Source organism: Filimonas lacunae, assembly GCF_002355595.1.
GTDB classification, from domain to species: domain Bacteria; phylum Bacteroidota; class Bacteroidia; order Chitinophagales; family Chitinophagaceae; genus Filimonas; species Filimonas lacunae.
Window position 1 is genome coordinate 2,022,373 of record NZ_AP017422.1, and the last position, 16,389, is coordinate 2,038,761.

12 protein-coding genes are annotated in these 16,389 nt (G+C 43.6%); 9 read left to right on the forward strand and 3 right to left on the reverse strand.

Going from position 1 to position 16,389, the window contains the following annotated elements; genetic code table 11:
• Positions 1-18: 18 nt before the first annotated feature.
• The 8 genes from FLA_RS08130 to FLA_RS08165 all read left to right on the forward strand — a co-directional run bounded on the left by FLA_RS08130 (position 19) and on the right by FLA_RS08165 (position 11,609).
• Positions 19-1,032, forward strand: coding sequence for a FecR family protein (locus FLA_RS08130; protein ID WP_076381217.1), 1,014 nt, complete (start codon positions 19-21; stop codon positions 1,030-1,032).
• A 30-nt stretch (positions 1,033-1,062) separates the two neighbouring features.
• Entirely contained in the window at positions 1,063-4,233 is a 3,171-nt protein-coding gene (locus tag FLA_RS08135) for a TonB-dependent receptor domain-containing protein (RefSeq protein ID WP_076381216.1), read from the forward strand.
• A 50-nt stretch (positions 4,234-4,283) separates the two neighbouring features.
• Positions 4,284-5,603, forward strand: coding sequence for a hypothetical protein (locus FLA_RS08140; RefSeq protein ID WP_084206419.1), 1,320 nt, complete (start codon positions 4,284-4,286; stop codon positions 5,601-5,603).
• A 93-nt stretch (positions 5,604-5,696) separates the two neighbouring features.
• Positions 5,697-6,413 carry a hypothetical protein gene (locus FLA_RS08145; protein ID WP_144264115.1) on the forward strand — a complete coding sequence of 239 codons (717 nt, stop codon included), beginning with the start codon at positions 5,697-5,699 and terminating at the stop codon, positions 6,411-6,413.
• A 43-nt stretch (positions 6,414-6,456) separates the two neighbouring features.
• Positions 6,457-9,156, forward strand: coding sequence for an MBG domain-containing protein (locus FLA_RS08150; RefSeq protein WP_076381214.1), 2,700 nt, complete (start codon positions 6,457-6,459; stop codon positions 9,154-9,156).
• A gap of 33 nt (positions 9,157-9,189) precedes the next feature.
• Positions 9,190-10,290 (forward strand): type IX secretion system outer membrane channel protein PorV, encoded by a 1,101-nt coding sequence (gene porV / locus FLA_RS08155; protein ID WP_076381332.1) that lies wholly within the window; start codon positions 9,190-9,192, stop codon positions 10,288-10,290.
• Between the two features lie 272 nt (positions 10,291-10,562).
• A complete protein-coding gene (locus FLA_RS08160; protein ID WP_096510830.1) occupies positions 10,563-10,814 on the forward strand; it encodes a hypothetical protein in 252 nt (83 codons plus the stop codon).
• A gap of 21 nt (positions 10,815-10,835) precedes the next feature.
• Positions 10,836-11,609, forward strand: a complete 774-nt coding sequence (locus FLA_RS08165) for an MBL fold metallo-hydrolase (protein ID WP_076381212.1) — start codon at positions 10,836-10,838, stop codon at positions 11,607-11,609.
• Here FLA_RS08165 and FLA_RS08170 read toward each other — a convergent pair whose 3' ends face one another.
• Entirely contained in the window at positions 11,610-11,996 is a 387-nt protein-coding gene (locus FLA_RS08170) for an HPF/RaiA family ribosome-associated protein (RefSeq protein ID WP_159445156.1), read from the reverse strand.
• A gap of 115 nt (positions 11,997-12,111) precedes the next feature.
• On the opposite strand from FLA_RS08170, the gene FLA_RS31650 reads away from it, so the two are divergent.
• A complete protein-coding gene (locus tag FLA_RS31650; RefSeq protein ID WP_197705874.1) occupies positions 12,112-13,221 on the forward strand; it encodes an NTP transferase domain-containing protein in 1,110 nt (369 codons plus the stop codon).
• Positions 13,222-13,407: 186 nt separating this feature from the next.
• Here FLA_RS31650 and FLA_RS08180 read toward each other — a convergent pair whose 3' ends face one another.
• A complete protein-coding gene (locus FLA_RS08180) occupies positions 13,408-15,297 on the reverse strand; it encodes a T9SS type A sorting domain-containing protein (protein WP_076381210.1) in 1,890 nt (629 codons plus the stop codon).
• 457 nt (positions 15,298-15,754) lie between these two features.
• Positions 15,755-16,336 carry a TetR/AcrR family transcriptional regulator gene (locus tag FLA_RS08190; protein WP_076381208.1) on the reverse strand — a complete coding sequence of 194 codons (582 nt, stop codon included), beginning with the start codon at positions 16,334-16,336 and terminating at the stop codon, positions 15,755-15,757.
• Between the last annotated feature and the right edge of the window lie 53 nt (positions 16,337-16,389).

The window sequence follows — 16,389 nt, forward strand, 5'->3', positions numbered from 1 at the left end:
CCACGTGATAGTAGTGTCATGATAAATAAATATATTTTACAAAAATACTTTTCCGGTTTATGTGATGCAGAAGAGCATAGCAGGGTGGTAAATTTTCTGGCAAACGAGCAATCAGATTTAGCTGCTTTGCACGAGTTGCTGGAAGAGGAAGCGGCACACGCACAAGAAGAAGTGTTGCCTGTTACCCTTGAAAAAGAGCTGCATAAGGGAGTATACAGATATATATTTATCAATGGCGTGCTGGTGCGCAGATTGTGGCAAACGGTAGCTGCGGCGGCTGTTTTATTGCCCGTATTATTTGCATGGCACCTGTTTTCTAAAAAGGCCGATTTTAAAAACCTGGCGAAAGTAAAAGCAAACACACATCTGGATGAAGGCTGGAAGGTGCTGTTGAACAAAGGCAACGAAAACCAGAAAGCCACCATGCCGGATGGTACGCAAATATGGCTGATGGCGCATAGCAGCATACAATATCAGCCGCATTTGTATGGCAAGCATTTGCGTGAAATAAAGCTGGAAGGGGAAGCATTTTTTGATGTAGCTACCGATGCACAGCACCCGTTTATTGTACGGCATGGTGTAATATCCACCCAGGTGTTAGGTACCTCCTTTAACATTGAAGCTTACGATAATGAAGGCGCTATTCGCATTGCGCTGGTGAGTGGTAAAGTGATGGTGAAGCGAACGGGGGATTCGTTAGAAGCTGCCGGTTTAAAAACGCTGAGTGCCGGACAGTTACTGAGTTACCGGAAAAAAGACAATAGCTACCGTGTGAAGCCATTGGTGATAAAAGACGAAGCAGTGTGGAAGCAGGGAAACATTGTATTTAATGATATTCCACTGAAAGATGCTTTAACGCGATTGCGAAAAAAATATGATATAACCATTGAGGCACCAGACCATATAGATATGAGTAATATGCGCGTTACCGCTGTGTTTAAAAGCGGGAATGCCGAGCAGGTACTGCAGAACCTGTTGTTTATTCATAACCTTCATTTCAGGAAACATAAAAATGTTTTTACCATTTTCTAATTAAAAAGAACAGAAACTAAAGCTTAAGGTATGGCTGCTTTTCAAAGAGGGTTTTCCAGTGCAAGAGCATTTGTGTTGTTGTGCTTAGGGGTTTGTATGCTTACGGGTGTAAAAAAAGGATGGGCTCAGGAAACTTTGTCATCATTAAAAGACAAGGTCTCTATCAGTATTAAAAATGCGAATGCTGCTATTGTGTTGCAATCATTGCAGCAGCAAACCAGTTATACATTTTCTTTTGATAATACCGCTATGCAAAGTGTGCATATTGATTCGGTGCATGTGAAAACAGGCACGCTGGGTAGTGTGTTAAAGCAGTTGCATGATAAGGCGGGGTTGCAGTTTTCGGTAATGCCTAATAAAAACATAGGTGTTCAGAAAGGAAAGGCGCCGCTGAAAGAAATCAGAATTACCGGGCAGATTATAGATCAGAAATCTGGTTTGCCTGTTGTAGGGGCCACTGTGGTGATAGGTAAGGTACATCAGACCAGCGATGTGGAAGGTAAGTATTCTATATTGCTTACACCAGGTACTTACACTGCTGAGGTTTCTTTTGTTGGATACCAGGGCAAAAAGATCACTGATATAGTGGTGGGACAGGAAGAAATTGCCAGTATGGATGTGATACTGGTACCTGAAACCGGTACTTTATCCGGGGTAATGGTATCAGCGGGCATGCGCAGGGAAACCGTAGCGGCCCTGTATGTAAAACAGAAAAATAACGTAGCCATCAGCGATGGTATCAGTGCCGAGCAGATAAGGGCTACGTCCGATAATAATGCGGGACAGGTGTTGAAGCGTGTGAGTGGTGTGGTGGTACAGAATGATAAGTTTGTAACTATACGCGGCGTAAGTGAGCGTTATAATAACGTACTGATCAATGGTGCTATGTTACCCAGTACAGAGCCTAACCGACGCAACTTCAGCTTTGATATTGTACCCAGTTCCATGATTGACAATATTGTGATTAACAAAACTGCTACTCCGGATATGCCGAGTGAGTTTTCGGGTGGTTTTGTGCAGATTAATACGAAGGATGTTCCGGCTAAAAACTTTTTAAGCATTACCGTGGGATCGGGGTTTAATGGAGCCAGCGTTGGCCGCCAGATGAAAGATCATAAGCGCTATGGGGGAGACTATCTTACTTTAAAAGGAAGTGAACGCAACTGGTTTGGTACCGTGTTGGATAGAAACAAGTATGCAGAAGCAGTGGTTGCCGGTGATAAAAGTTATATGGCGGAGGTGGGGAGTAAAATTGCTAACAGATGGGGTTATTATCAATATCCTTACACCCCGGTTCAAAACTATCAGATTGGCGGTGGCATGCTGTTTAAGTTTAAAAACAGTAATTCGCTGGGGTTTACAGGGGGAGCTACCTACCGTAACGAACAGTCTGTTGAAACAGGAGAAAAGGCTAATGTGGCAAACTATGCCTTCCAGACAGAGCGTTATCGTTTTACTACTACTGTGGGGGCATTATTTAATACAGCTTTTAAAACCCAGCATCATAAAATAGCTTTTAAAAATTTATACAACCGGAAGTTTAATAGCCAGTTTGATTATGATGAGGGGCACAATTATGATGGTGGGCAAGAGCTTCGTAATACCGTTTCTAACATTCTTATTACAGATATAGTGCAGAACAGGGTAGAAGGAGAACATGTGATCGGGAAAAATGCAATAAGGATAGATTGGTTTGCTGATAGAAATGTTTTGCACCGCGATCAGCCAGATACCAGGTATATACGTGGGGTATTGTCGAAAGATGGTTTTGGTACACCTTATTATCTATATAATTTCAGCGAGATAACGATTCCATGGGGAGCATTGTATGCCTCCGCTTTGAAGGAAACGCGCAAGAATACGGGAGTGAATGTTGCGGTGCCTTTTACCATTGCACATAATGCTCAGCAAATAAAAGCAGGTTTTGCTTACTCTGCGAGGGATGCAGTATATAACGGCTCTGCTTTTCGCGTATTAGATGCGGTAGATGGTGGAGTTGAACGGTATAGGGGATTGGCGTATAATAAGATAGCTACGCAGGAAGGTTTTGCTAATGGTTTTTTATATTATAAATCCACTTATGTTACTTCCGGTTCCAGTACGGGTGATGGTTATACCGGTAAGCAAAACTTAAATGCTTATTACCTGATGGGAGATTTCAGGTTAATGCAGCAGTTGCGTGTAACAGGTGGTATGCGCTATGAAAAAAATGATGTAACAGTAAATACCCTGTATCAATTAGTCTCTGCCAAAGATTCAGCCAGTGGTGGCGCTTTGCCTTCTGAGAAAAAATGGCTGCCTTCTGTAAATCTTATTTACAACGTTTCGCCCAAAATGAATATACGGGCTTCTTATGGTGAAACGTTGGCCAGACCTGATTTTGTAGAACGTTCACCATTTGTGTACTATGATTTTACGGAGCAGTTGTATGTAAATGGAAGCCAGGGGTTGAAAACCACTTCGGTGAAAAACTATGATGTGCGTTTTGAATATTACGCCACAGGAAATGAAGTGGCCTCTGTTTCTTTTTTCTATAAAAAGTTTTTGAACCCGGTAGAGCGTTTTTTTTATATAGGTGTTCCTTCCAGTGCAGTAGCTTATAATAACCTGGATGCTGCCACAGTAAAGGGTATAGAACTTGATTTTAGAAAGGGGCTATATTTTATCGGGGACAATGCTTTCTGGAAAAATTTATATATAACAGGCAATTACAGCTATCTGAGCGGAAAGATAGAAGCTTCTTCTGATGTAAAAGATTCAGTTACCGGCGAGATAAAAAAAGTGAAAGTGGTGAGTAACAGACCTGTACAGGGATTGTCGCCTTATGTAGTTAACCTGGGCCTGAACTATGTTTCCAAAAATGTAGGCTTCAATATCTCTTATAATCGTTTTGGAAGAAGGATTGTATATGGCGGAACGGATGAAGCGTTGGTGCAGTATGAAGTGCCCCGGGATGTACTTGATTTACAGTTGAGCTTTCAGTTGATAAGGCAGAAGCTGGAATTACGTTTAAATGCTTCTGATATTTTAAACCAGTCTTATATTATTTATTGTAATGCTCAAAGAAATGTGGAATCTGGTGGGCTTAATTCTCTGAACGCCGATCCTAAGGGGCTTGCTTATAACCCGGAATACGATTTTATTAATTACAAAGTGAAAAAAGGAGCTAACTACAGCTTTGTAATTACCTACAAGTTTTAAAAGGATGATAAGACATATATAAGTTTCAAAAATTAAACACGTTAGACACTATGAACAAAATCACTATGGGCTTAGTAGGTATCATTGCCTTAAGTGCCGTTTCATGTAAGAAAAATTTGGAAAGCGCTGACAACAAGTCATTACAAGCTACTCCTTATGGCGGTTTGGGCCCTGTTACACTTTCAGGTGCTATTACTGCAAACCGTACATTATCACAAGACACTACTTACCTGATTGATGGTAAAGTATTTGTTGCCGGTGGTGCTACTTTAACCATTCAGCCAGGTACACTGCTGAAAGGTGTTAGTAAAGCCAGTGCTCTTGATGCTTCTGCTTTGGTTGTTACAAGAGGTGCTAAAATTGATGCTCAGGGTACTGCTGATGCGCCAATCATCTTCACATCTAACGAAGCTGCTCCTGCTCCTGGTGACTGGGGTGGTGTTGTACTGTTAGGTAAAGCACCTATCAACAAGCCTGATACTTTAATTGAAGGCATTGACAATAATATTCACCTGCCAGGTAACCTTACTCTGGATTCAGTAAGATATGGTGGTAATGTAGCAAACGACAATTCTGGTATCCTGAAGTATGTAAGAATTGAGTATGCCGGTGCTTCTATCGCAGCCAACAACGAGTTAAACAGCCTTACTTGTGGTGGTGTTGGTAACGGAACTACTTTAAGCTACATTGAAGCTTATTATGGAAGAGATGACTCATTTGAGTGGTTTGGCGGTACTGTAAACGCAGATCACCTGGTTGCAGTTGCTTCTGATGACGACGCATTTGATACCGACTTCGGTTTCAGTGGTTCTATCTCTTATGCAGTATCTGTATTAGATCCTAACAAACCTAGCTATTCTTCTAACCCTAACGGTCTGGAAGCTGATAACGATGGTACTGGTTCTACAGCTACTCCATATTCTTTCCCTAAATATGATCACCTGACTATCGTTGGTGTTGAAAACAGCACTATCGCTACTGCTAAAGCTTTATTCAATGGTGCTCATTTCCGCAGAAGAACTAAGTTACAGGTAACTAACTCTATTTTCATCGGTTTCCCTACAGGTATCAGATTTGAGTCTGACACCACCGGTGCAAATGCAGTTAACTTCAAAAACAACCTGGTACAAGGCTTTACTGCTGATTACATTCTGCCTACAGGTTATTCAGTGGGTACTGGTAACACTTCATTTGTTGGTAACACCTCAAATGCAAACACCAATATCGAACTGATTTCTCCTTTCGATGCAGCTAGCTTTGTTCCTGTTATTGGTTCTAATGCTGACAGCAATCCTTATAAAGGTGCTTTCGATCCTTATGCTGATCAGGACTGGACTTTCGGCTGGACTAATTTCGCATTCATTTACTAATCTATTGTAAGAACAACATGTTCTTATCATCCTTTTGTTTTTCAAGGCACACTATGTAATTAGTGTGCCTTTCTATAAGCTCAAAACATGAATATGAATCACAGGTTTTTTAGTTGTATAATGTTAGTGGTGATTACTGTGTGGCTGCATGGTTGCAGCAAAGGTGTAGAAATGGAGGGGGAGTCGTTGGTTTTTGTGAGTTTAAAAAGCAAAACAATTGACCCTGTTAATTGCCAGTTTTTATTGAACGGAGAGGTGCAGGATCCTTATGTAACAAACGGAAGTCCTATTGGTAAAACGCTTACATTAAGTGCAGATGCTAAGAGCATACAGGTGAAAATAGTGGATCTGCCTGCTAAAAATGTATTGGCGGATGTGAATTATAGCCCCCGCCTGGGAAAAAATGATTCTTTGTATTTTTCACTTTTCCAGCTGGCAAGTGGTACTACTCCCTATCTGGTATTGCCGGCAGATACGGCCGCACTTCCTGAAGTGGGATATGGTAAGCTACAGTTTATTTATGGTACAGCTTCCATGCCAGATAGCATTCATCTGAAATTTTATTACTCTAATAATACATCACCCGTTGATAGCTGTATCGTTCGAAGGAATGTATACTCCAATTGGGTAAACATTTCATTAATAACCAAAGGGGTGCTTCAGTACGAAGTGTATAATGCGGTTACCAATGTGCTGGTAGCTTCTAAACGAACCTACCCGATAGCGAGAGTGCATACTTCTATGGGATTGAATATTCATACGATAGAAAAGGATGCCAATAACAATTATTTATTTACCCAGTTGTATTAACTATTTATATTAATAATCAGGTGTGCTGATAAACTAATAGCTGATGAAAAAGTTGATTTTACAGTTTTGTTTTTTAGGGTTATTTTTTATTGCGGGTAAATCGCAAACGCTTACTGAAGTTATTTTGCCTCAGTATATGTATGGCAATGGCACAACGGGCGGAAGTATTATTACTTTTGCTTTCAGGGCTAAAATAAGCGGCCTTACGGCTAGTTCTACCTACCGCTATAACAATCTGGCCGTGTTGGTGGCGGATGACCAGACTAAAACGGGCACCGGCTATTCGCAGGTAGCAAAGGAAACGGCCAATTTTAACCGTAATGTAACCACAGCGGCATTAACCGGAAGCAATACCGGAACTTTTGTAAGTGACGCTAATGGGGAGTATACCGGATGGTTTATACTGGAACCTTATGGTGTTAAGTTTACCGCCGGCAATGAGGTGTTAATGCAGGTGAACCTGGGGGCAGCTGGTGGGGGGCAGTCTATCACCAAACGATTGTATAGCTCTAATACAGTTAAAGTGATTAACTGGGGAAGCTCTGCTGCCAACAATGGTACTGCCATCAGAAGTGTAGCCAAGGCAGGTGTTGCTAAGAACTTTGTAATGTTATATGATACGGACACGGCTACAGTCAATGTGCGTCCTATCAGTAGTGCTGTAATAGAAAGTGATGGCCTTGATATCTCCACACAAACATTAGCCAGTGCATTTGCTTCTTTTTATAAAACAGATGTTGATGCAAAAGATAAAGCGTGGGGCACTCTAATTCCTAACAACCTGGCCAACGGCATCAGAAAAATTATCCGTTATAATTTTGATGGCTCACAGGCAGGCTTTAATACTTCTGCTACCGGTAGCTGGCCAGCTTCTGCTACCACTACTGTTTCTACTGTAAATGCAACGGGTGGTATCACTGATGTGATAGTGCTGGATGGCGACCAGGTTACACTGGATGCGCCTGTTAAAACCAAAGCCGAACTGGCATTCCCTGCAACCTTCCCTGCTGAGGTGTATACTACTGCGACAGATTTTAGTGCGGGTGTTACCAGTAAGTCTCTTGTTACTATTGCTTACAGCAGCAGTAACGAAACGGTGGCTACCATTGATGCTGCCGGTTTAATACATATTGTGGGTGCAGGTTCGGTAACAATTAAGGCGGTACAGGCAGAAGATGCGACCTATGCGGCAGATTCTGCTGAGGTGTCTTTGCTGGTAACTGTGCCTAAAACAGTGCCAACGCTGGTGTTTCCGGATGCTTTTCCTGCAACGGTAATTGTAAGTGCGGCAGATTTTAATGCGGGTGTTACCAGTAATTCTCCTGTAGCCATTACTTATACCAGCAGCAATGCAGCTGCGGCTACCATTGACGCCAATGGCCTGATACATATTGTAGGGCTGGGCACTACGGTAATCACTGCTTCGCAGGAAAGCGATGCGACTTATACAGAAGCCACGGCTACTAAAACACTTACTGTGGTAGATAAGCCGGTGCCTACTACCAGTTTTCTGCCATTTTCTACTAAAATATACGGGGATGTGCCTTTTGATGTAACGGCTACAGCCAGTTCGGGCGCTACTGTTATTTATACTACAGACAATCCTTCTGTTGCACAAATTGTAAACAACCAGGTTACTGTTACCGGTGCTGGTACGGCTACTATTACGGCTACTTTTCCTGCTACCAGCAGTTATTCGCAGGCTAGCACCAGTCAGGTGTTAACCGTGCAGAAGAAAGCGCTTTCTATTGTAGCTGATAATATTACCAAAAAGCAAGGGGATGCCAACCCGGCTTTAACGGTTACCTATATTGGTTTGGTGAATGGCGATACGTATGCTACTGCTTTGCAAACTCCGGTGCAGGTGAGTACTTCTGTTACAACCACATCACCTGCGGGCATATATCCTATTTCTGTAAATGGTGGCATTGCTGCTAATTATACCTTAACGTTAGTGCCAGGCACTTTAACGGTAGAAGCGGTATTTAAAGAGAATGTGATTTCCTTTCCTGCACTGAGCATGAAGGTGTATGGTAGTGCCGATGTGGAAGCGGGTGCTACTGCCAGCTCAGGCCTTGCGGTTACTTACACCAGCAGCAATACCAATGTTGTGGTAATCTCCGGTACTAAAATTCATATAGTGGGGGCAGGGGCTGCTACTATCACTGCCAGTCAGGCAGGCAATAGCACTTATGCAGCTGCCAGCCCTGTAACACAAACAGTAACTGTAAATAAAGCGCTGTTAACTGTAAGCACTATAGATACCTCCAAAACACAGGGTGTTGTAAATCCTGATTTTATCCTTACGTTCTCTGGTTTCGTATACAGCGATAATGCTTCTTCACTGACAACTTTGCCTGTGGCAGTTACTTCTGCTACTACCTCTTCTCCGGCAGGTGTGTATCCGGTAGTTGTTTCGGGTGGTATTGCTGATAATTACGATTTCCTGTATATAAATGGCAAGTTTACTATTTATCCAGCTTCTGGTAAAACCAACGATGAAGTAGTGGGCTATTGCGATGCTCCCGGTCAATTAAAGATTAGTGTACTGTCTAAAAGCGCTACCAGAGCAGCCATACAACTGTACGATGCATCAGGTAAAAAAGTGGTAGACCTTACTGTGCAGTTAAGCGCAGGGTTTAATGTGTATCACGTTGATGTAAGCAGGCTGGCTGCTGGCGTGTATCCTTTACGTGTAGTAGGTAATGATCTGTTATTAAAATATAAAGCGGTGATCCGTTAAGATTTTTTTTGGGTGTAAAAAATTGAAATGAACATGAAACCTTTATTTATAAAATATGCCGGTGCTGCTTTGTTGTTAGCAGCAACCGGTGCGGTTAAAGCGCAGAATACCACTTTATCTGTAACCAATGCAGCCGTGCCTTCGCTGCAAATTTCTCCGGATGCCAAGGCAGGTGGCATGGGCGATGTGGCTATTGCCACAGATGCGGATGCGAGCAGTGTATATTATAACCTGGCTAAAATTGTGTTTGCCAAAAAGAAGTCGGGAGCCAGTGCCAACTACACACCCTGGATGAAAGATGTAGCAGATGATATGTCGTTGTCTGCTGTATCGGGTTATCACCAGTTAAGCGATGAGCAGGCTATTGGTGCTTCGCTTCGTTATTTTAATATGGGTAATGTAGATCTGATTGATTACAATGGCAACAAGCTGCAAACCAATCATCCTAACGAATTCACTCTGGACCTGGGATATGCCCGCAAGCTTAGCCCTTTGTTTAGTGCGGGTGTGGCATTACGCTATATCAGCTCGGGTCTGGTTGCCGGTACGGTAAACGGTACCGATTATAAAAGAGGTAACACAGTAGCGGCCGATGTATCGTTGTTTTATAACGGGTTAAAAGAAAATGCCAAGGGTTGGACTGCGGGTTTAACGCTGGCTAACCTGGGGGGGAAAATTGGCTATAGCAACAATGCCGGCAACAAAGGCTTTTTACCGGCAAGCCTGAACCTGGGTTTTGCTTATCGTGAAGCGCTGGATGATAAGAATGGTATTTTACTGGGAGGGGATGTAAACAAATTGTTGGTGCCTGAGATGCCAGACAGTGATAAAGAAGTGGCAGACTATTATAATAAAGGGGTGGTAAGCAGTTGGTTTAGTGGTTTAGGCAATAAGGCCTGGCAGTTTGGGTTAGGTACAGAATATAACTATATGGAAAAGCTGTACCTGCGTTTGGGCTATCGCAGTCAATCGTATACGGGTGGTAGCTGGCAATTTATTACGGCAGGCCTGGGCTTGCAGTTTGATATTGCTTCTATCAATTTTAGTTACCTGGTACCAACCGGTGATAAAGTAAACAGAAACCCTTATGTAAACACGGTGCGCTTAGGTGTGCAGTTTGGATGGGGTAAATAATAATCATAAAAAAGGCGGCTGTTGAAAAACAGCCGCCGTATATAAGTTTCAAAAATTAAAGCATAAAGATAAAATCTGATTATTAATAAAAAAATAATAAAAGCATAAAATTGAATTAAAATATCCTACGCAATATTGCTATCTGTGTAGGGATAATGATAAATCGCTGCTTCACAAAGCATTGTTCATAATTTATTAACCTGCTTTTATGTTATAAGAAGCAGGTTTTTTATATCTATATATTGTAATTGAGTATTTAATAGGAAGAACCTATGACATCTATCAGTAGATCGGCTCATGAAAAAATGCAGGAGCTTTTAAAAAGGATGGAAACGGAACCGGCAGAAAAAATGCGCAGGGAGCTGGAAGAGTCGCACGATCGTTTCATGCTTCAGCTAGCGGCTGCCCGTGAATCTGTAAGTATATATGAGAAGCAATACAAAATAGCCCGGTCTATGCTGGCTAAAGCCCATAAGGAGCAACGGAAAGCGGAGATTTCGGAAAATATGGATAATGGCGGCTAAATCCTTTACTTTGCAGGTAAGATGTCATTATTTATTGCCTCATTGAATTCGGGAAGTAATGGAAATTGCTACTACGTTGGTAATGAGCAGGAGGCTGTTTTAATAGACGCAGGTATTTCGTGCAGGGAGACTGAAAGACGTATGTTACGCCTGGGGTTATCTCTCAACAAGGTAAAGGCTGTTTTTATTTCGCACGAACATTCCGATCATATCCGCGGCCTGCCTGTACTTTCCCGTAAATATAATCTGCCGGTTTACATTACAGACGGCACTTTACATCATGGCGGCTTAAAAGACCAGGTGCGTACGGTGTTATCTTTCACTGCTGATGAAAGCGTATTGATAGGCGACCTGGAGGTGATGCCTTTTTCCAAGCAGCATGATGCTGCCGATCCACACAGTTTTACTATTTCGTGTAACGATACCCGCATTGGGGTTTTTACCGATATTGGCATTTCCTGTCCCAACCTGGTAAAGCATTTTCAGCAATGCCATGCAGCTTTCCTGGAGGCCAACTACGATGAAACCATGCTGGCCGAAAGCCGGTATCCTTACTTTTTAAAAAAGCGTATTAGTGGTGGCAGGGGCCATCTGAGTAATAAACAGGCATTAGAACTGTTTACCACACACCGTCCTGCTTATATGAGCCATTTATTGCTGGCCCACCTTTCGCAGGAAAACAACAAGCCCGAGCTGGTGCAGGACTTGTTTAACAGCTGTGCAGGGCAAACTACCATTACAGTAGCCTCCCGCCACCAGGAATCGGCCGTGTATCGCATTACCGGCACTCAATAATTATTTCACCACATCCTCCAGCTCTACATCCGAATCGTCTGCATCATTTTCGGCTTCCATAATGGCGTCCTGTACCTTTATGGCATCGGCATGCTGGCGTTGGGTTTGTTTGTCTTTGGTTTTGTTTAGCTGTAGCTTTAAAACGTCAATGCATTCACTTACCGCGTTTTCAAAGTAAATACCTGTCTTTTTTACAAAGGGATCGTAACCGGGCACTTCCAGCCTTATTTCGCAATAGTTATTTTCGGGAGTGGAGTCTGGTCCTTTGAACAGAGTAACATCGGCCCGTATAATCTGATCGCTTTTAAGAGTGTGTAATTTTTCCCTGATAAAGCTTTCCAATGTTTCACCAGCGTTAAAGCCAAGTGATTGAATGATAATATCCATAGGTACTAGTTTTATCTGCATTGCGACAGGAATTATGCCAATATAGCCCGCTCGGAAAATTACCGCCTTTTGCGTACCTTGAATAGAATTAACGGCAGGCAATAAATGTGTTTTTATGGCAACCTTTGCACGAAACGAACTGGCTATATTGGGTACAAATTGCAGCAATATCAACAAGTTGGCCCAGTGGATAATGGGGGCATTGCCTGCTTATCGTATTGGTTATGCCGATGCCGATCACTCAGCCGAAGCGGGCAATGACGGAATGCCGCACAGGGCAGAAGTGTTGTTCTCCGATAAAATAGCTTACACACGCGTGGAATATGCCCGCCCTTTTAATGCCATACAACAGCGGCACTGTTTTAACGATACAGACCTGGTGCTGGTAAATGGCAACCATTTTATTGCTTCCCGCCAAATAATAGTGATAGACGATGCTAAGCCGCTACATAAGAAGTTAAGTAAGCTTACTCATGTAGTGCTGGTGTTATTGGCGGGTAATGCCACAGGGGTGCCGGAAGATATAAGCAGTCAGCTGCCGGAGCTGTTAACAGTGCCTGTGTTATCGGTAGAAGATAAAGAAGGCCTGGTACATTTTGTAGAGAACTGGATGCAGCAACGTAAACCGGTGTTAAATGGGTTGGTGTTGTCGGGTGGACAAAGCACGCGTATGGGGATGGATAAGGGGGAGATACGGTATCATGCTCATAAAACGCAAAGGCAGTATGTATACGAATTGTTGAAGCCATTGTGCAACGAGGTGTTTGTATCGTGCAATGCAGCGCAGGCAACGGCGGTGGCAGAACAGGGATTGCCTGTTATTACAGATAGCTTTATGGATATGGGGCCTTTGGGGGGCATTTTATCCGCTTTCCGGCATACCCCGGATGCTGCGTGGTTAGTGGTGGCTTGCGATCTGCCTTATTTATCGGCCATCACCCTGGGAATACTTGTTGCGGAGCGGGATGCGTTTCGCATGGCCACTGCTTTCTGGGATCCGGAAGGTGGTAACTGGCCTGAGCCGTTGACCACTATCTGGGAGCCTGCCAGTTATTCCTGGCTGTTGCAGTTGCTGGCACAGGGCTATACCAGCCCGCGGGAGGCGCTTATCAATGCCAATATAGCTTTGCTGCCCACGCCAGATAAAAAAGAGCTGTTAAATGTAAATGAGTATAACGACTACGTTACTACTTCTCATGAATTGAATGAGCCTGATAACAGATAAAGTCATGAATGTATTGTTGTTTGGAATCGCTGGCCGTTGTGGTGAACAGTGAATATGCAGCTGGTAACCAGTTTTGTTTCAGGTATGGTAGGCATTGCCATCTGATAGCATAAAAAGCAAGGCAGCGCCCATGGTGTGGGTGCTGCCTTGCGGGTACAATGTGAGGGGCCTTTTCTACATTGTTGTTTATTCAATAATTACTTTACTACTTTCTTTCCATCCTTTGCCGGAAGCCTGTAGTATATACAAACCAGGAGCAGGTTTGGCAGGTAGTTCTACCCGGTAGTTTTTTTCACCGGCTACAAATGTTTTCTGATATATCGTGTTGCCCCCGGTAGTAGATAGGGTGATGTTAACGGTGCTGGTGGCAATAGTGCGCAACCTCACCTGTAGCAGGGTGGTGCCCGGGTTAGGATATACTTCTATATGTTGTGCAGTGTTGGCTTCAGTAGCTGCTTCGGCAGGTGAGGGACTGGCCAGTACCAGGCTGGCAGGTAAAGTAGATACTACCACATTCACCGTATCGCTGTACGTGCTGCCATCCGAACCGGTTACAGTGTATTTAAAACTGCCCAGCCCGTTAAAACTGCTGGTAGGTGTAAAGCGAACTGTATGTCCGTTAGATTGAAGGGTAGCTGTGCCATTGGCAACATTGCTGATAGCGTAGGTGGGGCTAACAGAAGTAAAGCCACTGGTGTACTTGTATAAATCCAGGTCGGCATACGTGTTGGTCACCGTATTCATATGTGGGTCGGCCAGCCAGTTGATATATTTTTCAATCAGGGTATAACCGTCTGCCCCTACAGTCATGGCATCATTACTGTTGATGTTAGAGCCGGTAGCGGTTTCCCAGAAGTCGGGTATGCCATCTCCATCGGTGTCAGTTAAAGTAGTGCCGGTGGCAATGGTGCCATAGCCATTATTGCCCAATCCTGTTTGTGTCTGGCTGGTGTATAATGCTCCATCGGGCCCGCGGGTGCCAGCACCTGTGCCTGTAGTACCGCTACCCAGCGTGTTTATCTGGCTTACTACCAGGTTATCTACTTCATCACGCGGAAAAGCGCCGGACCAGGAAGTGGTAAGGCGAAAAGCGGTTTGCGTATTAAACGGGGTAACCGAAGTGGTCAGTGGCGACCAGGGAGAGGTGAGTATGGTACCGGGGCCCTGATACCAGTAAGGCGTGGTGGCGGCCCCGTTCAAAGCGCCATTTAAATCACTGTCTTTCAGGTTGCCGCTGTAATAAATACTCTGGTTCTTATCTACCTGGTACCAGGTGTTATCGGTGCCGGTGCTGGCAGGGCCATGAATGAAATAGTTGTTTACTATGTCGTGCTTAAACTTGGTGCTGGTGTGCGTGGTGTAACCGGCAGAACAGTTATACAATACATTGTTTACGAATATGGTATTGATTTTAGCCAGCGGGTTGCGGTTGTGCGAGTTGGCAAAGATGTTATAAAACCATGCCCAGGTACCGTTCACGCCTTCTGTATGCGCACCAAACTGCTGGTAAGTAGGATTGGCAATAAGACAGTGCTGGAGAGTGATGTTGGTAACGGGGTAATTTTGCCAGTCGTCACTTACCCCATCAATATTATTCCAGGGAGCAAACTCAAACGAACAATGGTCCAGTATTACATTGGTAGAGCGATACAGGCTAAGTGCCACATCTGTGTTGGCAGCAGTTTCACTGCCAGGGCGAAAGCGTACATACCGGCAGATGATATTGGTGGAGCTGCCAAAAGATATTTTACCTCCTTTAAAGCCAATGCCACCGCCGGGAGCCGTTTGTCCGGCAATGGTGATATTGCTTTTTACAGAAACAGCCGAAGCCAATGTTACATATCCACTTACATCAAACACTACAATACGGTTAGACTGGCTAACTGCATCTCGGAAAGAGCCGGTGCCTGCATCGGCCAGTGTGGTAACATGGTAAACACTGCCTGCACGGCCGCCTGTAGCGTTGGCGCCAAAGCCCAATGCGCCGGGAAAAGCCAGTTGTGCCTGTAATTGTGTACTGTTGAAAAGAGAAAATAGCATAGCTAATACACCAATGCCGTGTAATCGTTTTTTCATAATAGCAAAAAATTATTAATGATGAATGGTGTTGCTTATAGCAGGAAACATCTATCAGCTTTATTTACAAAGCGATATATGTTATATGACAGGTTAGGTAAGAGAGAAAAGGCCCAAAGACTGGCAGACTATTTCATATACAAGCAACGAACAGGTATAAATATACTCAGGAAACCGGATAATGCAATCGGTTGTTGCATTGTTTTTATGCCAGTGTGTTAACAGTAGTTTCTGCTCTACAAAATGGATGGGTTGGCGGCATATTTCTACAGCTATAACACCATGGATAGGATAGAAAATATGCGGCACGATTCTTTTTAGTATTCAGGTATAAAGCTTTTCGTAGAAGGGGTGGTTTGTGAGAGTGCCTGAGAGTATACCCTTATAACTTGATCCGGGTAATTCCGGCGAAAGGAGAGAAGCAACAAAGGCTCCGGTAACACCGGAGCCTTTTGTATTAACTTAACAATGTCAGTTGGCTTTTCACAATATCATCCAGGCTTTTTTTGTCCATGCCCGATCTGGCAGCTACGCGCATACCCGACAGGGTATTGAACAGCAGGCGTGCCACTGCTCTGGGATTACTTTTGGTAGAAAACTGTCCCGATTCCTGTCCTTTTTTTACAGCCTGGTAAAATGCGTCTTCCATGTCCTGTGCATTGCCATTTACAATGGCCGCTACTTCCGGGTCGGAAGGGGCTAGTTCTACCATGCTATTGATGATAAAACAGCCTTTAGGAATTTCGGGATTACAACTATCGTTGATCACCATTTTAAAAAGCTCCTTAATGGTTTGCGCCGGATTATCCGATTGTTTAATCATTTGCAATGCGGCGCCGCCCATTTTAGTGCGATAGTGCTGTAAGGCTTTTATAAACAGTGTTCTTTTATCGCTGAACGTATCGTATAAGCTGGACCGGCTTAAACCCAGGCTATCTACCAGGTCCTGGGCAGAAGTTCCGTTGTATCCTTTGGACCAGAAGAGGTTTACTGCTTTATCCAGCACTTCATTTTCGTCAAACGCCTTTGATCTTGCCATAACCTTTTATTTCAGTTGCTGCCACAAAGATATTTAATTTGGAATGAATGTTC